Origin of the sequence: Pseudomonas sp. JAI120 (assembly GCF_014207255.1) — a bacterium.
GTDB lineage: Bacteria > Pseudomonadota > Gammaproteobacteria > Pseudomonadales > Pseudomonadaceae > Aquipseudomonas.
Map to the genome: position 1 here is coordinate 539434 of NZ_JACHCZ010000001.1, position 22752 is coordinate 562185.

At 62.4% G+C, this 22752-nt stretch carries 16 protein-coding genes and 1 pseudogene; 7 read left to right on the forward strand and 10 right to left on the reverse strand.

All coding sequences use genetic code 11. The features are described from left to right. The first annotated feature begins 10 nt into the window (after window positions 1-10). Both HDC32_RS02550 and HDC32_RS02555 read left to right on the forward strand, forming a co-directional pair. Complete coding sequence (locus tag HDC32_RS02550; protein ID WP_131696639.1) at window positions 11-814, forward strand: ABC transporter substrate-binding protein; 804 nt, start codon at window positions 11-13, stop codon at window positions 812-814. A 106-nt stretch (window positions 815-920) separates the two neighbouring features. Further along, entirely contained in the window at window positions 921-2429 is a 1509-nt protein-coding gene (locus tag HDC32_RS02555) for an amino acid ABC transporter permease/ATP-binding protein (RefSeq protein ID WP_184742359.1), read from the forward strand. A gap of 74 nt (window positions 2430-2503) precedes the next feature. On the opposite strand, the gene HDC32_RS02560 is transcribed toward HDC32_RS02555, so the two are convergent. From HDC32_RS02560 to HDC32_RS02580, 5 genes and pseudogenes are all read right to left on the reverse strand, one after another. Beyond that, a complete protein-coding gene (locus tag HDC32_RS02560; protein ID WP_131696180.1) occupies window positions 2504-3583 on the reverse strand; it encodes a GlxA family transcriptional regulator in 1080 nt (359 codons plus the stop codon). Continuing rightward, complete coding sequence (gene gabP / locus HDC32_RS02565; RefSeq protein WP_131696179.1) at window positions 3580-4989, reverse strand: GABA permease; 1410 nt, start codon at window positions 4987-4989, stop codon at window positions 3580-3582. Before gabP ends, HDC32_RS02560 begins: the two co-directional genes overlap by 4 nt. 202 nt (window positions 4990-5191) lie before the next feature. Then, window positions 5192-6577, reverse strand: a pseudogene (locus HDC32_RS02570) (efflux transporter outer membrane subunit). Next, complete coding sequence (locus HDC32_RS02575; RefSeq protein WP_167656273.1) at window positions 6574-9687, reverse strand: efflux RND transporter permease subunit; 3114 nt, start codon at window positions 9685-9687, stop codon at window positions 6574-6576. The pseudogene HDC32_RS02570 and the gene HDC32_RS02575 overlap by 4 nt, the downstream one beginning before the upstream one ends. 2 nt (window positions 9688-9689) lie before the next feature. Next, the gene (locus HDC32_RS02580) at window positions 9690-10859 is read right to left on the reverse strand and encodes an efflux RND transporter periplasmic adaptor subunit (RefSeq protein WP_145337769.1); all 1170 of its coding nucleotides are present in this window, start codon (window positions 10857-10859) and stop codon (window positions 9690-9692) included. 147 nt (window positions 10860-11006) lie between these two features. On the opposite strand from HDC32_RS02580, the gene baeS reads away from it, so the two are divergent. Further along, window positions 11007-12392: a sensor histidine kinase efflux regulator BaeS gene (gene baeS, locus HDC32_RS02585; protein WP_184742361.1), complete on the forward strand. Its 1386-nt coding sequence runs from the start codon at window positions 11007-11009 to the stop codon at window positions 12390-12392. 3 nt (window positions 12393-12395) lie between these two features. Next, the gene (locus HDC32_RS02590; RefSeq protein ID WP_131696174.1) at window positions 12396-13091 is read left to right on the forward strand and encodes a response regulator; all 696 of its coding nucleotides are present in this window, start codon (window positions 12396-12398) and stop codon (window positions 13089-13091) included. Between the two features lie 46 nt (window positions 13092-13137). On the opposite strand, the gene treS is transcribed toward HDC32_RS02590, so the two are convergent. Both treS and HDC32_RS02600 read right to left on the reverse strand, forming a co-directional pair. After that, window positions 13138-15201, reverse strand: coding sequence for a maltose alpha-D-glucosyltransferase (treS, locus tag HDC32_RS02595; RefSeq protein ID WP_184742363.1), 2064 nt, complete (start codon window positions 15199-15201; stop codon window positions 13138-13140). Window positions 15202-15306: 105 nt separating this feature from the next. Continuing rightward, on the reverse strand, window positions 15307-16074 hold the full coding sequence (locus HDC32_RS02600) for an AraC family transcriptional regulator (protein WP_167656271.1): 768 nt from the start codon (window positions 16072-16074) through the stop codon (window positions 15307-15309). 210 nt (window positions 16075-16284) lie between these two features. Here HDC32_RS02600 and HDC32_RS02605 point away from each other — a divergent pair, with 210 nt between their 5' ends. From HDC32_RS02605 to HDC32_RS02615, 3 genes are read left to right on the forward strand one after another with little or no spacing between them, the layout of a single operon-like run. Continuing rightward, window positions 16285-17211, forward strand: coding sequence for a 4-hydroxyproline epimerase (locus tag HDC32_RS02605; protein WP_184742365.1), 927 nt, complete (start codon window positions 16285-16287; stop codon window positions 17209-17211). A gap of 40 nt (window positions 17212-17251) precedes the next feature. Beyond that, entirely contained in the window at window positions 17252-18190 is a 939-nt protein-coding gene (locus HDC32_RS02610; RefSeq protein ID WP_184742367.1) for a dihydrodipicolinate synthase family protein, read from the forward strand. Between the two features lie 3 nt (window positions 18191-18193). Beyond that, window positions 18194-19453 carry an FAD-dependent oxidoreductase gene (locus HDC32_RS02615; RefSeq protein ID WP_184742369.1) on the forward strand — a complete coding sequence of 420 codons (1260 nt, stop codon included), beginning with the start codon at window positions 18194-18196 and terminating at the stop codon, window positions 19451-19453. Between the two features lie 252 nt (window positions 19454-19705). Here the strand turns inward: HDC32_RS02615 and HDC32_RS02620 are convergent, their stop codons facing one another. The 3 genes from HDC32_RS02620 to HDC32_RS02630 all read right to left on the reverse strand — a co-directional run bounded on the left by HDC32_RS02620 (window position 19706) and on the right by HDC32_RS02630 (window position 22606). Then, window positions 19706-20626, reverse strand: coding sequence for an ADP-ribosylglycohydrolase family protein (locus tag HDC32_RS02620; protein ID WP_184742371.1), 921 nt, complete (start codon window positions 20624-20626; stop codon window positions 19706-19708). 48 nt (window positions 20627-20674) lie between these two features. Further along, on the reverse strand, window positions 20675-21682 hold the full coding sequence (locus HDC32_RS02625; RefSeq protein WP_131696167.1) for a GlxA family transcriptional regulator: 1008 nt from the start codon (window positions 21680-21682) through the stop codon (window positions 20675-20677). A 315-nt stretch (window positions 21683-21997) separates the two neighbouring features. Beyond that, the gene (locus HDC32_RS02630) at window positions 21998-22606 is read right to left on the reverse strand and encodes a LysE family translocator (protein WP_131696166.1); all 609 of its coding nucleotides are present in this window, start codon (window positions 22604-22606) and stop codon (window positions 21998-22000) included. Between the last annotated feature and the right edge of the window lie 146 nt (window positions 22607-22752).

Sequence of the window (22752 nt, forward strand, 5' to 3'; positions counted from 1 at the left end):
GTCATCGATGATGCGCAATCCAATCAATAATGCTGTCCGCTTGACCCTGCTGGCCGTCGCACTCCTTGGTGCTGCAGGCGCCCATGCCGCAACGACGGTGACACCCGGCATACTCAAGGTCGGCATGGAAATCACCTATCCGCCCTTCGAGTCATACGACGAACATAAAAACGTCGTCGGTTCCGACCCCGAGCTGGCGCACCTGCTCGCCAAGCACCTGGACCTCAAGGCCGACTTCGTTGACACCAAGTTTTCCAACCTGATCCTCAGCCTGAACGCCGGTCACTACGACGCGATCATCTCCGGCATGTACATCACGCCCCAGCGGCAGACGCAAGCGCAAACCATCCCGTACGCCAAGACCGGCGCAGCGATCATGGTGCTTAAAGACAGCCCGCTGAAACCGAAAGTACCGGAAGACCTCTGCGGCCTGAAAGTCGGCCTGGAAAAAGGCACCACGTGGGTGGCGCAGTTCAACACGCTCTCGACGGACTACTGCACCCCGAATAACAAGGGCGCAATTATGGTCAGCGAGTTCCCGTCCGCACCGGAAGTGACCCAGGCGCTGCTCTCCGGCAATGTGCAGGCTCAGGTCGAGATCGACGGCGCCGCCGGCATGATCGCAGAACGTACCAAGGGTCGCGTCGTGGTCAGCACCGAGCACTCGATCTACCAGCAGACGCTGGGTATTTACGTCAAGAAAGGCAACGACGCGCTCTATCAGGCACTGCTCAAGGCCTTTGAGGCGAGCAAGGCGTCCGGTGAGTACGCCGCCCTGTTGAAGAAATACAACCTCGAAGAACCGACTAACTGACTCAGTGCAGCCCTGTGGGAGCGAAGCCGCTCCCACCGTCGGCGGCTTTCGCTTGACTGCCCGGCCCAGGTGAAGCCTGCGTCGACGCCAGCAGTTGGAGGTACACATGCAATTTGAATGGCCTTACTTTTTTTCTCTGTTTTCTCTCTCGGACTTCTGGAAAGCCTGCATTACGGTGGTGGAGCTCAGCACGCTGGCCTGGTTCATCGGCATGCTGCTGGGCTTCCTGCTGGCTTCGGCCAAGCTTTCGGCCACGCGTTGGATCAGCGTGCCGGCGTCGATTTATATCTGGTTCTTTCGCAGCGTGCCGCTGCTGGTATTGGTGGTGTTCGTCTATAACCTGCCGCAGATGTTCCCGGTCACCCGGGGGATACTGTCCAACCCGTTCTATTCCGGCCTGTTGGCCCTGGTGGTCACCGAAGCGGCCTATATGGCGGAAATCCACCGTGGCGGCTTGATATCCGTGGCCAAAGGACAAAAAGAGGCCGGCCGCGCGCTGGGCATCGGCCTGCTCGGTTTACAGCGTCTGATCGTGATCCCACAGGCGTTCCGCATTTCCCTGCCGACGCTGATCAACGAATACATCACCGTGGTGAAACTGACCTCGCTGGTCTCGGTGATTTCCTTGACCGAACTGTTGACCGTGGGTCAGCGCCTTTACGCGCAAAACTTCCTGGTCATGGAAACCCTCTCGGCTGTGGCGGTGTATTACGTGCTGATCGTGACCGTGCTCGGCTGGCTGTTTCATTGGCTGGAGCACCACCTGGAACTCAACAACCGCACACCCCAAACGCTCGATGACATCAGCGTGGGGCGTCTACGCGCGTCACGGGCGACGCCCCCTTCGACAAGCGCTGGCAAAGCGCCTGGGCCTGGCTCCGCACCCGCCCTGCAACTGGTCAACATTCACAAGCGCTACGGCCAGCATGCTGTGCTCAAGGGCATCAACCTTGATGTAAATGTGGGTCAGGTGATTTCCATCATCGGCCCCTCGGGCTCGGGAAAGACCTCGCTGATTCGCACCGTCAACGCCCTGGAAAGCATCGACCAGGGCGAGATCATTCTGTTCGGCGAAAGCTATATCCACGCCGGTGACAACACCAACACGCAACAAGTACGCCGTGGGGTACAGCACATCGGCATGGTGTTCCAGAGCTTCAACCTGTTTCCTCATCGCACGATTCTCGACAACGTTACCCTCGCGCCGCGCTATCACGGCCGCGACCAACTCATCAGCGAACAGCGCGCCTACGCCCTGCTGGACAAGGTCGGACTGCTGGCTCACGCACAAAAATATCCGCATCAGTTATCTGGGGGTCAGCAACAACGCGTGGCAATCGCCCGCGCATTGGCCATGGACCCGCACATCATGCTGTTTGATGAGCCGACGTCAGCCCTTGACCCGGAACTGGTGGGCGACGTGCTCAAGGTCATCGGCGACCTGGCAAAAGAAGGCATGACCATGCTGATCGTGACCCACGAGATGGACTTCGCCCTGTCCATTTCCGACCGGGTGATTTTCATGGAAGACGGCCTGGTTGCGCTGGATGCGGCGCCTGGGATGATTCGTGCCGATCAGTGCGGCGAGAGAATCAAGGCATTTATGCGGGTTTAAACCCGGCGTGAGTGGGGCCTGAAACTCGAAACGCAAGCGTCGCTGATCAGCGCTCACACCCACTCACTGTGCTCTCAGCTCCGTGCCTTGAGCCGGACACTGGCAAACGTCGATTCCCCCCGCGCCTGCTCCAAGGCACTCATCGGCATCGGCATCGGTACGGCGCGAATCATCGGCTTCAGAATGACGGCTCGCTCTCCTGCCGTCACCAGGCGCTCGTCACTGGGCGGCACACCAAAGTACTCGCGGTAGCATTTGGAGAAGTGCGGTGTGGACACAAACCCGCAGAGCAAGGCCAGCTCCACGATCGAAATGGGGGTTTGCTTGAGCAACTGGCGCGCGCGGATCAGCCGCAACCGCAGGTAGTAGCGCGAGGGTGAACAGTGCAGGTACTTCTGGAACATTCGCTCAAGCTGACGCCGTGACAGGGCCACATACTCCGCCAGTTCATCCAGGTTGATCGGTTCTTCCAGGTTGGCCTCCATCAGCGCGACGATTTCCTGCAGCTTCGGTTGCTGGGTGCCGAGCATGTGCTTGAGCGGCACGCGCTGATGGTCTTGCTCATTGCGCATGCGCTCGTACACGAACATGTCCGAAATCGCCGCCGACAGCTCGTGCCCATGCTCACGCCCAATCAGGTGCAACATCATATCCATGGGCGCGGTGCCGCCCGAGCTGGTCAGGCGATCGCGGTCGAGGGTAAACACGCTGGCGCTGAGGCTCACCCGTGGAAAGGCTTCCTGCATGGCCGCCAGCCATTCCCAATGCACACTGCATTCAAACCCGTCGAGCAACCCCGCCCGGGCCAATACCCAACTGCCGGTACAAATACCACCCAGACGCTTCGAATAACGTGCCTGGGTACGCAACCACTTCATCAACTCGTCGGTCACCGTGCCTTGAATGCCCGTACCGCCGCACACCAGCACGATATCGGCGCAAGGCGCACTGCCTATCGAACAGTCAGGTGTGATGGGCATGCCATCGCTCGCCCAAACGGGATTACCGTCGGTGCTGGCCGTCTGCCAAGAGTAGAGTTCCTGGCCTGCTAGCTGGTTGGCCATGCGCAGCGGCTCTACGGCAGACGCCAGTGAGATCAGGGTGAACTGGTCCAGCAACACAAACACCAGGCGGGTCACCGGCCGAGCGTTCATGGCTGCGAGGCGACCGGCATCGGCTTGCGCTCAGGTTCGGGTTGGCGTGCAGTCAGGACGCCGACCAAGGAAATCAGCAAGGCCAGGATGATCGTCGAAGACACCTCGAAGCGATGCTCGGGGGTCAACAGCATCACCGCCAATGCGCAACAGATGAAGACAATGACCACCCAGGTCAGCCAGGGAAACAGCCACATCTTGAACGTCAGCGTGACATTGCGGCGCTGCAGGACCTTGCGCATGCGCAGCTGCGAAACGGCGATCACCAGGTACACCAGCAAGGCGATGGCCCCCGAACTGGCCAGCAGAAACTGGAACAGCCCGGCCGGCATGAAGTAACTGAGCAAGGTCACACCGGCACCGAGGACCGTGCTGGCGATCACGGCGGCCCTTGGCACACTCGCCGCCGAGGTCTTTTTCATCAGCGCTGGCGCGTCCCCGCGCTTGCCCAGGGAATACAGCATGCGCGAAGCAATGTAGATGGACGAGTTCATGCAACTGGCCACGGCGATCAACACCACCACGTCCACCAGTAACTTGGCGTGGGGAATGTTCATCAGTTCCAGGGCACGTTGATAAGAGCCTACCGACGCCAACAGCGGGTCGTTCCAGGGCACCACGGAAATCACCACGAAGATCGACAACACGTAAAACACGCCGATACGCCACATCACCGAGCGCGTGGCCCGGGCGATATTCTGCGCCGGGTTGCTGGACTCGGCTGCCGCAATGGTGACGGCTTCCGTGCCAATAAAGCTGAACATGATGGTAATGAAAGCCCCGACCACCGCAGACAGGCCGTTAGGTGCGAAACCACCGTGTTCTTCCATCAAGCGACTCAAGCCGCTGGCCTCCCGCTCGGGAATCCAGCCCATCAACACTGCGCCTCCCAGGCCGATAAAACCGATGATCGCCACGACCTTGGCCATGGCAAACCAGAACTCGAATTCGCCGTACTTGGAGACGCTGAACAAATTGGTGACCACCAACAAAAAGATCGACAACAAGGCAAACAGCCAAGCGTCGATCTGGGGGAACCACTGGTTGAGGATATGCCCGGCGGCCAAGGCTTCGATGGGAATCACCAGCACCCAGAACCACCAGTACAACCAGCCGATCGTAAACCCGGCCCAGCGCCCGATGGCCTGGTCGGCGTAGGTCGAGAATGAGCCGGTGTCGGGATTGGCCACCGCCATCTCCCCCAGCATGCGCATGACCAGCACGACCAACAGGCCGGAAAACAGATACGCCAGCATCACCGCCGGCCCCGCCGCCGCAATGGCGTGCCCGGACCCGACAAACAACCCCGCGCCGATAATGCCTGCGATGGAGAGCATGGTGACATGGCGCGGCTTGAAGCCCTGCGCCAACTGGCCGTTTGAATCCTTGGAACTCAGGCTATTCATCGTTGTTTTTATTCTCTGTGATCGACGTTAAGACGTACTGACTGGAGGGTCAGGCGATCATCGTTTCTTAATGACGAGTCACAGTACGCGGCATCCCTGCCGCGAAAACAGCCTGATAACGGCACTCAGTCGCCTGATATCGACATCGAGACAGGCTGCTTAGCCGCATCGCAGAGCCTCGCTAACCACAGCCCACCTGGGACTACTGCCACCCTCCCCCCATCACCTTATACAAACTCACCCGATTACTCTGCTCTGCCAGGCGCAGGGTGATCAGGTCCTGCTGGGCGCTTTACAGCGAGCGCTGGGAGTCCAGGGCTTCGAGGTAGCTTTGCGAGCCGGCGCGGTAGAGCGCGTCGGACAGGTCGTAGCTCTTCTGGCTCGCCTCGGTCAGCGCTTGCTGGGCGGTGAGACGCTGGTCCAGGGTGCTGCGCACGGCCAGGGCATCGGCGACTTCCTTGAACGCGGTTTGCAGGGTTTGCTGGTAGGTCTGCACCTGGATCTCTTTCTCGACTTTGGCGGCATCCAGGGTCGCGCGGTTACTGCCGGCATCGAAGATCGGCACGCTGATGCTCGGGGCGAAGGTCCAGGCGCCGCTGCCGGCCTTGAACAGGCTGGACAGTGACGAACTGGCGGAGCCCGCATTCGCGGTGAGGCTGATGCTGGGGAAAAACGCCGCACGGGCCGCGCCAATGTCAATATTCGCGGACTTGAGGCTGTGTTCCGCCGCGAGAACATCGGGGCGTCGCTGCAACAGGCTCGACGGCAGTTCGGCCGGCACCTGCACCAACGCCGCCGCCGATTGCAGGTGGGCGTCGGGCAGCAAGGCGTCTGGGATGTCGCTGCCAACCAGCAGGCGCAAGGCGTTGCGGTCCTGGAGAATCTGGCTCTGATACTCGGCCACATCGACCCGCGCCGACTCGACGGTGGTCTGCGCCTGGGCCACGGCCAACGCTGTCGAACCACCCAGGGCGTGGCTGCGCTGGGTCAATTCGTAGGTGGATTGCTGGCTGGCCAGGGTCTCCTCGGCCAGGTGCAGGTGCTCGTTGTCGGCGGCCAGGGTCAGCCAGGCGGTGGCCACTTCTGCCACCAGGCTGATTTGCGTACTGCGCCGGGTTTCGGTCAGCGCCAGGTAGTCTTCCAGCGCTTCGTCCTGCAGGTTCTGCACGCGGCCGAACACGTCGACTTCATAGCTGCTCAGCCCCAGTTGCGCACTGTAGTCGTGGCTGGTGACGGCCGTGCCGCTGCTGGACAGCGAACCCGGCGTGCGGCTATGGGTACCGCTGACACTGGCGTCGATGGTCGGGAACGCCGCGGCGCGCTGGATGCGGTATTGCGCCTGGGCCTTCTCGATATTCAGGCTGGCCAGGCGCAGGTCGCGGTTATTGGCCAGGGCCAGGGTTTGCAGGTGTGCCAAGCGGCGGTCGGTAAAGAACTGCTGCCACTGGATGTCGGCCGGCACCTCACCCTGCACACCCGCTTGCCATTCGCCAGGCACCGGAGCCTCGGGCTGCTGATAGTGAGGCGCCAGGTTGATGCAGCCACTCAGGACCAATGCGGCCACTAATGGGCAGAGAAAGCGAATCATGCGTCACCTTTTTCGACAATGGGCGTCGTGCTGACACGGCCAAATCGGCGGCGGATCAACACAAAAAACAGCGGTACAAAGAAGATCCCCAGCACGGTGGCGCTGAACATGCCGCCCAGCACGCCGGTACCGATGGCCCGACGCCCGGCGGAACCTGCGCCACTGCTCACGGCCAGGGGCAGCACGCCGAACATGAAGGCCAGGGAGGTCATCAGGATCGGCCGCAAGCGCTGGCGCACGGCGATCAGCGTCGCCTCGCGCAGGCTGTTGCCCTGCTCTTGCAGGTGCTTGGCAAACTCAACGATCAGGATCGCGTTCTTCGCCGCCAGCCCTACGGTACTCAGCAGGCCGACCTGGAAGTACACGTCATTGCTCAACCCGGTCAATCGCGTGGCCAACACCGCGCCGACGATGCCCAGCGGCACTACCAGAATCACCGAGAATGGCACCGACCAACTCTCGTACAGTGCGGCCAGGCACAGGAACACAAACAGGATGGACACCGCATACAGCAAAGGCGCCTGAGACCCGGACAGACGCAACTGGTAGGACTGGCCGGTCCATTCGTAGCCGATGCCATCGGGCAGTTGCCGGGCAATCGCTTCCACCGCGTCCATCGCAGCGCCGGAGCTCACGCCGGGCGCCGGGTCGCCGACCACTTCCAGGGAGGATGTGCCGTTGTAGCGCTCCAGCAAAGGCGAGCCATAGCTCCAGGCACTGCTGGCAAATGACGAAAACGGCACCATTTCATCGTTGCTGTTGCGCACGAACCAGTGATCCAGATCCGCCGCTTGCATGCGGGTGCTGGCCTCGCCCTGCACGTAAACCTTCTTCACGCGGCCCTGGTTGAGGAAGTCGTTCACATACGTACCGCCCAACGCCGTGGACAAGGTGCTGTTGATGTCGCTGGTGCTCAGGCTCAACGCCCCCGCCTTGCGGTCATCGATGCTGATTTTGAGTTGCGGTGCGTCGTCCAGGCCATTGCTGCGCACGCCCAGCAGGCGCGGGTCTTGCCTGGCCAGCGCGATAAACTGCTCGCGCGCCGCCACCAGCGCATCGTGGCCAAGACCGGCGAGGTCCTTGAGCTGCAAATCAAACCCTGAACTCTGGCCCAGGCCTCGCACGGCGGGCGGTTGCATCACGAACACATCGGCATCGCCAATGCTTGCCAGGGCCAACGTGGCGCGTTGGGCAATCGTGGCGGCATCGTCTGAGCGCTCACTCCAGTCTTTCAAGCGAATAAACGCACGCGCGGTGTTCTGGCTGTTGCCGCCCATACCCAAGCCGCTGATGCTGATCATCGCCTCGACTTCCGGCTGCTTGAGCATGTACTGCTCGAACTGGTGCAACACCGCCTGGGTACGGCTGTCGGTGGCCCCCACTGGCAGCTGGATTTGCGCCATGAGAATGCCCTGATCCTCATCCGGCAGAAACGAGGTGGGCAAGCTGGCGTAGCCCGCAGCCATGGCTGCGGCGATCAGCGCGTACACCACCAGGCTGGGCCGTGAGCGCTGCAGGACAGCGCCGACCAACGCTTCATACGCGCTGGAGCAACGCTCAAAAGAACGGTTGAACCAGCCGAAAAAACCCCGTTGAACTGCGTGCCCCGGCTTGAGCAACGTGGCGCACAGTGCCGGCGTGAGGGTCATCGCGACCACCACCGAAAGCACCATGGCCGAGACGATGGTCACCGAAAACTGCCGATAGATAATCCCGGTGGAACCCCCAAAAAACGCCATGGGAATAAACACCGCACTCAACACCAGGGCGATGCCGACCAGTGCACTGGTGATTTCATCCATCGATTGCCGCGTGGCCGCCAGGGCCGACAAGCCCTGCTCGGCCATCACCCGCTCGACGTTTTCCACCACCACGATCGCATCGTCGACCAGCAACCCAATGGCCAGGACCATGGCAAACATGGTCAGGGTATTGATCGAGTACCCGAACAACGCCAACACACCCAACGTGCCCAGCAGGACCACCGGCACAGTGATCGCCGGGATCAGCGTGGCCCGCAGGTTTTGCAGGAACAGGAACATGATCAGCACCACCAGCACGATGGCCTCGCCCAGGGACTTGACCACTTCCTCAATGGACAGGCTCACAAAGGGCGTGGTGTCGTAGGCGATCACGTTCTTCAATTGCATTTCAGTGGGGTAAAACGGCGCCAGCTCCTTGAGCTTGGCCTTGACTGCCTCGCCCACGTCCAGCGCATTGGCGCCCGCCGCCAGTTGCACGCCCATGGCGGCGGCCGGCTTGCCATTGAGGGCCGAGTTGATGTCATAGCTCTCGCTGCCCAACTCTACGGTCGCCACGTCGCCGAGCAGCACTACCGCGCCGTCGCTGCTGGACTTGACCACCACATTGCGGAACGCTTCGGCCGTTTGCAGTTTGCTGCGCGCGCTGATGGTGGCATTGAGTTGCTGGCCCTTCACCGCCGGCAATGCGCCGAGCTGGCCGGCTGACACTTCGGTGTTTTGCGCCTCCAGCGCGGCGCTCACATCCGACGGCATCAGCGCGTATTTTTCCAGCAGCGCCGGGTTCAGCCAGATGCGCATGGCGTAGCCCGAACCGAGGGTCTGTACGTCCCCCACCCCATCGATACGGCTGATGGAATCGAGCAAGGTGCTGGAGATGTAGTCACCGATCTGGGTGCCGGTGACACTGGGATTATCCGAGGCCAGGGCGGCAATCATCAAAAAGTCCGAGCCGCCCTTGGTCACGGTCAGGCCTTCGCTCTGCACCGATTGCGGCAAGCGCGACTCGGCCTGTTGCAGCTTGTTCTGCACCTGCATCTGCGCCACATCCGGGTCGGTGCCGGCGCCAAAGGTCAGGCTGATACTGGCACTGCCCGCCGAACTGCTGGAGGCCGACATGTAGGTCAGGTTGTCCAGGCCTTTCATTTGCTGCTCGATGACCTGGGTCACCGAGTCCTCGACGGTCTTGGCCGAAGCGCCGGTGTAGGTGGCGGAAATACGCACGGTGGGCGGCGCGATGTCCGGGTACTGTTCCAGCGGCAACTGGCTGATGGATAACGCGCCGCCGAGCATGATCACGATGGCGATGACCCAGGCGAAAATCGGTCGATCAATAAAGAAACGTGCCATGTTCAACCCTCCTGCGCCAGGGCGCCGGCATCTGCGGCCTGGGTCTGGACCACGGCGCCGATGCGGACTTTTTGCCCACCCTCGACGATCACCTGGTCACCGGCCTTCAAACCGGCGGTGACCCACCACTGGTTGCCCACGGCGCGGTCAACGGTGAGCACGCGTTGCTCGACCTTGCCGTCAACCACCAGCAACACCGAGGTCACGCCGCTGGCGCTGCGGCTCACGGCTTTTTGCGGGACCAGGATCGCCTGGTCATCGCGGGCCTGCTCTAACACGCCGCGCACGTACATGCCGGGCATCAGCAAATGCTCCGGGTTGTCGAACACTGCACGCAAGGTCACGGTGCCGGTGCCCTGGTTGACGCTCACCCCGCTGAACTTGAGACGGCCGTCGTGGTTGTAGGCGCTGCCGTCATCCAGCTTGAGGCTGATGCGGGCCTCGCCGTCTCCATTGGCCTGCAATACGCCACGGGCCAGGTCGCGCTTGAGGGCGAGCAACTCGGTGGTGGACTGGGTCACATCCACATAGATCGGGTCGAGTTGCTGCACGGTGGTCAGCGCGGTGTCCTGGTTGGCCACCACCAATGCACCGGGGGTGACCGTGGAGGTCTCAATGCGCCCGGCCACCGGCGAGCTGATGCGGGTGTAGGCCAGGTTGATGCGAGCGGTGTCGAGGTCGGCCTGGGCCACTTGAACATCAGCGGCGGCGGTCAGCAGGGTGGCCTGTGAGTCCTCGTTGGTTTGCTGGCTGATGGCGTCGATCTTCACCAACTGGGCATTACGCGCGGCGGTGGCCTGAGCCGACTTCAAGGTGGCGCGCGCCTTGGCCAGGCTCGCCTGCGCCTCAGCCAGCGCCGCCTTGTACGGTGCCGCATCCAGTTGGTACAGCGCCTGCCCGGCTTTCACCTCGGCGCCTTCGACAAACAGGCGCTGTTGCACGATACCGCCGACCTGCGGGCGAATCTCGGCGACCATAAAGGCCTGGGTACGCCCGGCCAGTTCAGTGGTTCGCACCTGGCTCTTGGGTTGCACGGTGATCACCGAGACTTTGGGGGTGGCGACGTCGGGCACGGGGTCGCCAGCCGAGCAGCCGCCGAGCAGCACCAGAATGATGAAGGACATGAGAACCGCGGCGGTTACCAGGTATTTGGCGAAAAATTTAGTCGACATAGTTGCCTCTGCAAGACGGGGTGGTGCAAGCCTCACCCTCATGCTGAAAGGCAAATGTGCAGGAAAATTGAAGATTGCCGGCCTGGGTTGAATCTTTCGTCCGTGGGGGCCTAAATGGACGCGTCCCTTTGGTTACGGCCCCCATTCATGAAGTTGAGTATCTCCACCAAGTTGTTTGTCGCGGTGCTGGCCGGTGTGTTGCTGGTCATCCTGAGCATGGGCCTGGCCACCAGTTGGAGTTTTGGTCGCGGGTTCCTGGGCTTTATCAATGAGCAGGCAATGGAGCGCATGGCCCAGGTGGTGCCGCGCCTGGCCACGGCTTACCAACGTGAGGGCAACTGGGACTTTCTGCGCAATCGGCCGGATCGCTGGTTTGACGTCATGCGGCCTGACCCGGATGCCGCGCGTGCGTCGGATGATTTCCGCCCGCCGCTGGCGTCGGACTTGACCGGTGCACTGTTTCGCATCGCCCTCCTCGATAAAGACAAGAAACGCGTCACCGGCTACCCGGCCATTGGCGAGGATGCGCTGATACAGCCCGTGGTGGTGAACAGCGAAACCGTCGGCTGGCTGGCCGTCACGCCGTTCCAGAGCGTGACCGAAGCCGGTGGCGAACGCTTCCAGCAGTACCAACTGCGCACCAGCCTGGTGATGGGCGTGTTCTCGTTGCTGCTGGCGATGCTGATAGCCTGGTGGATCGCCCGCACGCTGCTGGAGCCGGTCAAGCGCGTGGCCGCCGCCACCCACCGTCTGGCCAGCGGCGATTACGGCAGCCGCGTGGCCGTGGCCTCCGACGACGAAGTCGGCCAATTGTCCCGCGACTTCAACCAATTGGCCTACACCCTGGAGCGCAACGAAAAAATGCGCCGGGAGTTCATGGCTGATGTCTCCCACGAACTGCGCACGCCGCTGTCGGTGCTGCGCGGCGAACTGGAGGCGATCGAGGACGGTGTGCGCAGCCTTGACCAAAGCTCAATGAAGTCGCTGCAAGGCGAAGTCAGCATGCTCAGCAAGCTGGTGGATGACCTGTATGAACTGTCGCTGGCGGACGTGGGCGCCCTGACCTACCGCAAGGCCCCATGTCGGCTGAACGATTTGCTCGAAAACAGCCTGGCGATGTACCGGGAGCGCTTCACGGCCCGCCAGTTGCAGATCGACCTGGAGCTGCCGCGCCAGCCCGTGGAGCTGCTGGCGGATGCCAGTCGCTTGCAGCAATTGTTTTCCAACCTGCTGGAAAATGCCGTGCGCTACACCGACGTCAACGGCACGTTGCGCATCAGTGTCGGTGTCGACCGCGACACGGTGCGTATCGACTTTCTCGACTCCGGGCCGGGCGTGTCCGCCAGCCAGTTGCCACGTTTGTTCGAGCGGTTCTACCGCGGCGAGTCATCGCGCAACCGCGAGCATGGCGGCGCGGGCCTGGGCCTGGCAATCTGCCGTAGCATCGCCAACGCCCACGATGGCAGCCTGATTGCCGACCACTCGCCCTACGGCGGCCTGTGGCTGATCCTGCGCCTGCCCCGGAGCCTGTGAACCATGAACGATGAACAGCCGATCCTGATCGTCGAAGACGAACCCAAGCTCGCGGCCCTGATGCGGGACTACCTCGAGGCGGCCGGCTACACCACCCTGTGCCTGGACAATGGCCTGCACGTGGTGCCCGCCGTGCGCGCCCACGAACCCAAATTGGTCCTGCTCGACTTGATGCTGCCCGGCCGTGACGGCATGCAGCTGTGCCAGGACCTGCGTGGTTTCAGCGCGGTGCCGATCATCATGATCACCGCCCGCGTCGAAGAAGTGGACCGCCTGCTTGGCCTGGAACTCGGCGCCGACGATTACATCTGCAAGCCCTTCAGCCCCCGTGAAGTGGTGGCCCGGGTCAAGGCCATCCTGCGCCGCAGCCCGCAGTTGCTGGACACCAGCGCGCCACGCCTGCTGATCGACGAGGCCCGCTACCAGGCCTCGCTGGACGGCATCACGCTGGACCTCACGCCTCTGGAGTTGCGCCTGCTCAACACCTTTGCCCGCGCCGCCGGCCGCGTATTTTCCCGCGACCAATTACTGGATCACATCTACTCCGACCACCGCGTGGTGACCGACCGCACGGTGGACAGCCATATCCGCAATCTGCGGCGCAAGCTGGAACAGGTGTGCCCGGGGGAAACGCCGATTGAGTCGTTGTATGGGGTTGGGTATCGGTTTCAGTTGGCTGAAAAGCAGCCACATGCCTGAAAACACCCCCTCCCACATTGGATTCTTCGGTATTGGAGGATTGGGGTTACATCGGCGTGCTGCCGATAACCCGCAGCGCCAACCCCTCGTACGCATCCAGGGTAATGGTGAACTCACCCTCTGCAGTCAGGTCCCCTTCTACCCGTTCGTTGATGATGTCCACCACCATCCCCGCCGCGATGTCCGGCAGGTGCAGGGTCTCGGTGATCGGCGTGGCGCCGAAGTTCAGCGCGGTGATTTGCGTGCCTTTGTTGGCCGGCAGTTCGTGGACCATGATCAACAGCCCAGGGTTCTGTACGTCTGGCACCAGTATCTGGCGGCTGGCGGCGATGTCGTAGGCACGGCGCACGGCGAGGATTTTTTGCAGTTGCGAGGCAAACGATTCCGGGTCCTGCAACTGACTGTTGAGGCTGCCGTAGAGGCTTTTCGAACGCGGCATCTGGCCGGCCGACAATTCTGCGTCCGGGTTCAGGTCCACCAGGTCGTAGGCACCGCGATGAATCCAGCGGGTGTCGCCATCCTGCATCAAGTGCGCAACCTCATCGGCCGCCAGCGGCAGCGCGCCTACCAGGTCCCAGCCGGACAAGGCGAACACCCCCGGCTGCATGGCGTTGTACATCACCAGCAGCAAGTGGATCTGGCGAATCTGTTGAATGTCCGCAGCACTGATCGCCTCCAGGTCGCGAATGCCCAGCGCCGCCGTGATGATGCTGGCGGTGGTGCAGGACACCCCATTGGTCACGAACTTAAGGTTATACGGCGCGTGCTCGCCGGCCAGGCGCTCGTACATCTGCTCGCGGATATGCTCGCGCAGGATATTGCCCGGGAACGTCTGGCCCTGGTAAAGGAAGGTGTCGTGAGCATGCAGCGTCCAGAAGTGCACCAGCTCCAGGGTCAGCTCATCGTGGTTCTGCAACGCATGGATCAGCGAACCGGGATCGATGCCCTGGCGATGCATTTCGCGCAGCATCAGGCGCAGGAATTCGGCGTCGCCCATCAACAGCGCGTGCTGGTACGCCGGGCGGGTGATGAAGTCATAGGACAGGTCGGCACCGCCATGGGACATCGACGCAATGTCATCCACCGTGAGGTTCAACTCCTGGAAGCTGAAACCGCCCGCTTTGCGAATCGCCCCGCCCAGCAACTGGTTGCCGGTAATCGACAGCGGATGGCTCTCGGACCAGGCCGTGCCATCGAGGGTGCGTTCCACGCCGAGGAAACCATTGGCGTCCAGGCGCAGGATTTTCGCGCCCATCACGTCAATGGCGTGCAAGGCGTCGCCGATGATCATCTGCTGCGCGGCGAAGGTCGGGTCGAGCCAGTTCAGCGAGGGCTGGCCTTCCTTGAAGTAGTGCAGGTACACCCAGCGGCGCGGCTTGCCATCCACGCCTATGACCACGGGCGTAGTGCTCCAGTCGGTTTCCTTGACGCCGGGCTCGAAGAAAATCACCCGCTGCAACTGACCGACAATGTAGTGCTTGTCGCGCAGGGCATCGACTTGCAGCGGGCTGAGGTTCTGCGCGTCGCGGCCCTCGGCTACATCGGGCAGCAACGGCCAGTCTTCCTCGCGGATCTCCACCATGTGGTAAAGGCCGGGGTAATCCTCGTAGGCCATCTCCGCCAGGCGAAAGTCCGCGCCCTTGCCGGTGTGGGACGGAATCACGTCGTCGATGATCACCGCGTTGTGCGCCGCCGCCATGCGCGTCAACGCCTGCAACTGCGCCTCGGTGCCCAACTGCGGGTCGATCTCGAAGCTGATGCGGTCGAAATTGCCGTCAATGGTTGGCGTGTGCTGGTTGCCGGTGAGGCCACCGGATTTTTTCAGCGGGCCGTTATGAATGCCCTGGATGCCGATCTTCGACAGCGCGTGCCACAGCGTCTCGTCCCCCAGCGCCTCCAGCACGGTACCGCCCTCGCGCGTCACAATCGACGCCGGGTAGGCGGTAAACCACACCGACGACAAAGCCGAAGCATCACGCGGCCGGGTCTGCGCATACGGCTGTTGCCACAACCGGCCCTGGCCCGAATAGAGCTTGGCGCGCTGGCGTGCTGCGTGCAGCATCGATTGTTCCACCAGCCAGTTCACATGGTTGTTTTCAGCCGCGGTCATAAGCTTGGTACCTGTCGTCGTTAAACATTACTCGTGAACATATGAGGGTTCGGCGGGCCATTCGTTGCATTGCAATGTGGCTTGCCTGAGCGGGGGCTCGGGCGTTCAGCAGGTTTCCCGATACTGCCTCGGCGTAAACCCCGTCGACGCCTTGAACTGCCGCGTAAATGCGCTGTGGTCGGTATAGCCGCACTGCAGCGCGACTTCGGTAATCGGCATGTCGCTGTGCAATAACCGATGGGCGTGTTCCAAGCGTACTTTCTGGATCATCTGCCGGGGTGTCAGGTGGAACACGCGTTTGCAGTAGCGCTCCAGCTGCGCCACGGAAATCCCGGCGATGCGCGTCAGTTCGCCGAGGGTGACGCGGCGGTTGAAGTGCCTGCGGATGTGCTCGTCCACGGCGGCCAGGCGTTGGTAGGCCGGGTGGGTTTGGCTGGCCGATTGCAGGTCGACCGAGATGCCGGCCAGGCCGATGATGCGGCCTTCGTGGTTGTACAGCGGCCATTTGTGGGTGAGGCACCAGCCGGGTTCGCGACTGCCGTAGAGGTGCAGTTCGAGTTGGTCCTCCAACACAAAGCCCTGCTCGAGCACGCGCCGATCCTGCTCGGTGTAGCCCGGCCCCAATTGTGCGGGAAAGACGTCGGCGCTGGTCTTGCCCAGCAATGGTTGCAACTGCTTGAGGCCGCAGCGCTGCACCAGGGTGCGGTTGGCGAGGACGTAACGGGCATCCAGGTCCTTGATGAAGATGGCGGCATTGGGGATCACATCCAGCATCGGCAGCAGCTGCGCCACACCGGCCAATAGCTGCTCGATGCTGTGGGGAGGGCTTGCCCCGTGCCCTTGGCAAAGGCTCGCAAACGCGCTTTGAAGCATGAGTGTCACTCCCCGTGTTCACCTCGATGGCAAGCAGATTGCCCCATGCCCGGGGTGCTGTCGAGCAGGGCGGACTGTGCTGAATTCGTCATCGATGCCAGCAAAAAACATCAATCGCCGCCGCGCTTGCGCGTTCACGATAGGGCCACTGCATGCCTATCCATACACTCACAAGAAGGCCCCCCACAGCCTTCATAGAGGGAGCGCGTTATGAAGCGACTGCATGTGATCGACTCCCACACCGGCGGCGAACCCACGCGCCTGGTGATGACCGGTTTCCCCGCGCTCAAGGGCGCGAGCATTGCCGACCAGTTGGAAAACCTGCGCACCGAGCACGACCCGTGGCGCCGCGCCTGCCTGCTGGAACCCCGTGGCAATGACGTCCTGGTCGGCGCGCTCTACTGCGCGCCCGTCACCCCAGGCGCCACCTGCGGGGTGATCTTCTTCAACAACGCCGGTTACCTGGGCATGTGCGGCCACGGCACCATCGGCCTGGTGGCGTCTTTGCACCACTTGGGGCGCATCCAGCCGGGCGTGCACACCCTCGACACCCCGGTGGGGCCGGTGGCCGCGACCTTGCACGACGACGGCGCCGTGACCCTGCGCAACGTGCCTGCCTATCGCTATCGCCAGCAGGTGACGGTGGATGTACCGGGCCACGGCGCAGTCCAGGGCGATATTGCCTGGGGCGGCAACTGGTTCTTCCTGGTGTCCGAGCACGGCATGGCGCTGGAGATGGACAACGTCGACGCCCTCACCGACTACACCTGGGCGATGCTCAAGGCCCTCGAGGCGCAGGGTATCCACGGCGCAGACGGTGCCCTGATCGACCATATCGAACTGTTCGCCGACGATGCCCACGCCGACAGCCGCAACTTCGTCATGTGCCCCGGCAAAGCCTACGACCGCTCACCCTGCGGCACCGGCACCAGCGCCAAGCTGGCGTGCCTGGCCGCCGATGGAAAACTCGGCCCCGGCGAAACCTGGATACAGGCCAGCATCACCGGCAGCCGCTTCGAAGGCCGTTATGAATGGGACGGCCAACGTGTCATCCCCTTCATCACCGGCCGCGCCTACATGACCGCCGACAGCACCTTGCTGATCGACGAGCAGGACCCGTTTGCCTGGGGCATCTGAGCCCATCCCTTTTGATTGAACGCTGCAAGGAGCTAGGACAATGAGCGATAACGTCTTCACCGGTTGCATCCCCGCGCTGATGACCCCGTGCACCGCCGCGCGCAAGCCGGACTTCGACGCGCTGGTCGCCAAGGGCCGCGAGCTGATAGATATCGGCATGAGCGCCGTGGTGTACTGCGGTTCCATGGGCGACTGGCCGTTGCTCACCGAAGCCGAACGCCAGGAAGGCGTGGCGCGCCTGGTGGCGGCCGGCGTGCCGACCATTGTCGGTACCGGTGCGGTGAACAGCCGCGAGGCGGTGGCCCACGCCGCCCACGCGGCCAAGGTCGGCGCCCATGGCTTGATGGTGATCCCACGCGTGCTGTCCCGTGGTGCTTCGGCCACCGCGCAAAAGGCGCATTTCTCGGCGATCCTCAAGGCCGCGCCCAACCTGCCGGCGGTGATCTACAACAGCCCCTACTACGGCTTTGCCACCCGCGCGGAGTTGTTCTTCGAACTGCGCCGCGAACACCCGAACCTGATCGGCTTCAAGGAGTTCGGTGGCGCTGCCGACCTGCGATACGCCGCCGAGCACATCACCTCCCAGGACGACAGCGTGACCCTGATGGTCGGCGTCGATACCCAAGTGGTGCACGGTTTCGTCAACTGCAACGCCACGGGCGCGATCACCGGCGTCGGCAATGCCTTGCCCCGCGAAGTGCTGCACCTGGTGGCCCTGAGCAAGCAAGCCGCCAAGGGCGATGCCAAGGCCCGGCGCCTGGCGCGGGAACTGGAAGCGGCGCTGGCGGTGCTGTCGTCCTTCGATGAAGGCTGCGACCTGGTGCTGTATTACAAGCACCTGATGGTGCTCAACGACGACCAGGGCTACGCCCTGCACTTCAACGAGACCGACGTGCTCAGCGATGCCCAGCGGCGTTACGCAGAAACCCAGTACGCGCTGTTTCGCCAGTGGTATGCCAACTGGTCAAGAGAGGCGTAGCTGATGCACGACCCTGACCCTGCAGATATCGCCGTAATCGGAGCCGGCATCATTGGCGTTGCCTGCGCCCTGCAGCTGGCGCGCCAGGGCCGGAAAGTGCTGGTGATCGACCAGCAGGCACCCGGCATGGGCGCCTCCTACGGCAATGCCGGGCACCTGGCGACCGAACAGGTGTTCCCGATCGCCGACCTGTCGATCCTCAAGCGCTTGCCCGCCATGCTCATGGACCCCATGGGCCCGCTGCGCCTGGACTGGAAATACCTGCCGCGCGCCCTGCCCTGGTTCATCCGCCTGCTGCTGAACCTGCGCCCGGCGAGTTACCAGCGCACGGTGGAGGGTATTCGCGCGCTCAATGAAGCGAGCCTCGGCGCCTGGCAGCGTTTGCTGGCAAGCATCCAGCGCGGGCACCTGTTGCGTGAAGACGGCTCGCTGCTGGTGTTCGAACATACAAACTCCCGCACCGCCATTGATGAGCTGCAACGCCGCATGCAGGCGCAAAACGTGCCGGTGGATTTCTGGTCGGGGGATGCCATACGCGAGGTTGCCCCGCAATTGAGCGCGCAGATCCAGGGCGGCCTGTTTTTCCCGGGTACAGGGCACTTCCTCGACCCTTACCGGTTGGTCTGCGAATTGGTGGATGCGGCCAACGCCAATGGCGTGCAGTTCCTCCAACGCCAGGTGCTGGATGCACGGGTTGAAGGCGACGGCGTCAGCGTGAGCACCGATCAAGGCACCTTTGCCGCCCGCCAGGTCCTGATCGCCTGTGGCGCCCACTCGGCCAGACTCACCGCCGCCCTGACCGGCAAAAAAGTCCCGCTGGACACCGAACGGGGCTATCACCTGATGCTGCCCCATGAACAGCAACGCCTGCCGTTTGCCGTCACGTCCCTGGAACGCAAGTTCATCATGACGCCGATGGCAGGCGGCCTGCGCCTGGCCGGCACGGTGGAATTCGCCGGCCTCGACCGCCCACCGAACATGGCCCGCGCGTGGCAGTTGCATCGGTTGAGCCAGGGGCTGTTTCGTGAGGACCTGAGTGCAGAGGATGCGACACCGTGGATGGGTTTCAGACCGTCGCTGCCGGATTCGCTGCCGGTTATTGATCGGGAGTGTGACGGGAAGGTGCTGCTTGCGTTCGGGCATCAACATTTGGGGCTGACGCAGGCGGCGGTGACGGCGGAGATGGTGGGGCAATTGGCGTCGGGGGCGCCTGCGCTTTCAGGGTTGCCGGCGCTAGGGCCGTATCGACTGGGGAGGTTTTGAGAAGAACCGCCACGTCCAAGCACAGCAACTTGCACAAGCTATTTCAAACGCGTGCTTTTTGTAGTGAGCGGGCTTGTCCCGCGTGGGGGGAGGCGAAGCGCCCCTGATCAAGACGAATGCGGATTCTCAGGCACTCCTCTGCGCCTGGTTTTGGGGCTGCTGCGCAGCCCAACGCGGGACAAGCCCGCTCGCCACAATTGAGCTCGACAACTCCCACATTTGATCTTCATGGTTTTGCAGACGGTGCTCGCTTCACTGAACGAGATTACCGGTAGAAGCTGCCAACAGGGCATCCGCCGTGCCTTGGATTTCCTCGCGCATCCACAGCTTTTCCAACCAGCCGCCAGGAATCGCTTGGGCGCCATAATACGCACCGGCCAGTTGGCCAACGATGGCTGCGGTGGTGTCGGCGTCATCGCCCAAATTGGCCGCCATCAGCACTGCCGCCGCAAAGCTGTCGGTATGGTGGAAGCACCAGAGTGCGGCTTCAAGGGACGCCACGGCGTAGCCAGTGCCGACGATGTCGTCACGGGACTTCTCCAGGTAATTGCCCTGCGCAAGTGCGGCGACTTTGGCGGTCGCGAGGTCCATCTGCGCCAACTGCAAGACCTGATCCTTTGAAACCCCCTCAAGCGCATTGCTGATTGCCTGGGCCAGCACCAGGCAGCACTCGATTGCTTCCTGAGCAGCGTGGGTGGTGCGCGAGCTTTCGGCGGCGTAATGGCGGATACGTTGAAGGTCCGGAAAGTAAAACAACACCACCGGGGCAAGGCGCATCATCGAGCCATTGCCGGCGGAATACGGATCCGTAGAACCTGAAAAGGGGTTTGCACTGTCTTGATACGCCGTGAGCGCTTTGCTAACGGTCAGGCCGATATCGAAGCAGTCGCCGGTGGAGCTCAAATAGCCCCATTTCCACCAATTCAGATAGCGGCCCATCTGATCTGCCGCGTCAAACCCCTCTTTGCGCAGCAGACTTTCGGCCAGGCACAGCGCCATTGAGGTGTCGTCGGTCCACTGGCCAGGCTTGAGGTTGAATGGCCCTCCTCCCACCATATCGGTGAGCGGTGTAAAGGTGCCACGGGGCATGAACTCGACCGTGGTACCGACTGCATCGCCGCAGGCCAAGCCCAGCAAACTGCCGCGATAACGATCCAAACGTGTAAGAGACATGGGTCCTCCTTGAAAAATCATGCCGGAGTGCATGGAGCGGCAGCCACTTTACTTGACCAACCGCTTCTCCTTGGAGGGGCGATATCCGAAATACGAGCTGTAGCACTTGCTGAAATGGCTCGGCGAGACAAACCCGCACGCCACCAGCACCTCCACCTGTGACAGTTCGGTGTGCTGCAACAGCCGGCGTGCTTCGGTGACGCGCAGCTCCATGTAGTAGCGCTGCGGCGTGGTGCCCAGTTGTTCCTTGAACAGGCGCTCCAGTTGGCGGCGCGAGCGGCCGGCATAGACAGCGAGTTGGTCGAGTTCCAGCGGCTCTTCGAGGTTGGCGTCCATCAGCTTGACCACTTCGCGCAGGGGCGCGCTGACGCTGACGTTTTCGGTGGGTTTGATCCGCCGATAACGCGATTCTTCGAAGGCCAGGATGTCTTCGATCCCTTCGACCAGGGCTTTGTCGTGTAAGCTTTTGATCCAGTCCAGGGCCATGTGGAAGGCACCGGAGGGGCTCGACGCGGTGAGGCGGTCGCGGTCGATCACGTAGGGTTCGCTGGTAACGTGGGTGGCCTTGGACACTTCCGCCAGGGCCGGGCGGTGTTCGGGGTGGATGGCGCAGCGGTAGCCTTGCAGCAGGCCGGCGCGGCCGAGGAACCATGCGCCGTTCCACAACCCTGCGAGGCTCACGCCCTGCTCGGCGGCCGTGCGCAGCAGCTGGATCAAGGGGTCGCCAGCCTTGAGTTCGGTGCGAAAGCCGCCGCAGATCACCAGCAGATCCAAGCCTTGCAGCGCCGGGGCATCGAGACGCGCATCCGGGCGGATCACCAGGCCCAGGTCGCTGATGACTTCCCCGTCATCACAACCGTAGGTGCGCGAAGCGAACAGGTCAGGACGCAGCAGGTTGGCGGTGACCACGGTGTCGAGGGTCTGGGTGAAGGCAGGCAGGGAGAAGTGTTCGAGCAGCAGGAAGCCGACGCGGGTGACCGATGCCGGCTGGGAGGTTTCGTTGAGGTAGCGCAGGTTCTTGCCTTTCATGCCACCGCTGAACTGACGTCTTTCCATCGAGGGTTGGCCCAGTTTTATTGTTGATGCAATGGGCGCCATCTTAGGGGGAAAAGCCGTGGTTGTCCCAGGCACTGATCTTGAAAAAATCGCAGCCCCCCAAAGCCCGTAGCAGAACAGTCGCAAGCGCATCTGATACGGTTTTTTCTTTGCTATCTGCGCCTGTATTGAAATGCCGCCTGGGCGGACAATAGCCCACATCCCCACCCCCTTCCCTTCGGAGGCCGTATGACCAAGATGGCGATTTTCCTGTTCGGTTTTTTAGTGCTGACCATCGGCATCGGCCTGCTGGCGACCATCTCGCCGGTCTGACGCCTAGCCGGCAAACAACATCGGGTACAGCGACAGCACCAACAGCCCGGCCATTGACCAATTGAACAGTCTCAACCAGCGCGGCTCGCGCAGCACATTACGCAAGCCGCTGCCACATCCGACCCACACGCACACGCTGGGCAGGTTGACCACGGCAAAGACCAGCGCAATCACCAGCACGTTGGTGACATAGCCCTCAGCGGGCGTATAGGTGGTGATGGCCCCCAGCGCCATGATCCACGCCTTGGGGTTCACCCACTGAAACGCCGCCGCGCCGAGGAAGGTCATGGGCTTGCCGTGTTCATCACTACTATCGGACAGGCCGCCCGCCGTGGCGATCTTCCAGGCCAGGTACAGCAAGTACGCCGCGCCCACGTAGCGCAACACCGTGTAGGCCCACGGGAACACCTTGAACACTTCGCCCAGGCCCAGGCCGACCGAAATCACCAACAGCATGAAGCCGATACTGATCCCCAGCGCATGGGGCATCGAGCGGCGAAACCCGAAGTTCACCCCCGAAGCGAGCAACATGGTGTTATTCGGACCTGGGGTGATCGAGGACACGAAGGCGAACAGCACAAAGGCTGAGAGCAGGCTGGTAGACATGACCATGGTGCGGCATCCGAGCGGTGTGATATGCCTGTGACAGTAGTGGGTTATGCCCCTCGGCGCCCCGTACAGCCAGGCACGGATCGAGGCATACACTTCAGGCGCAAATAATTCAGGCGCTTTCACAAACCTTTCACAGACGCCCCCTT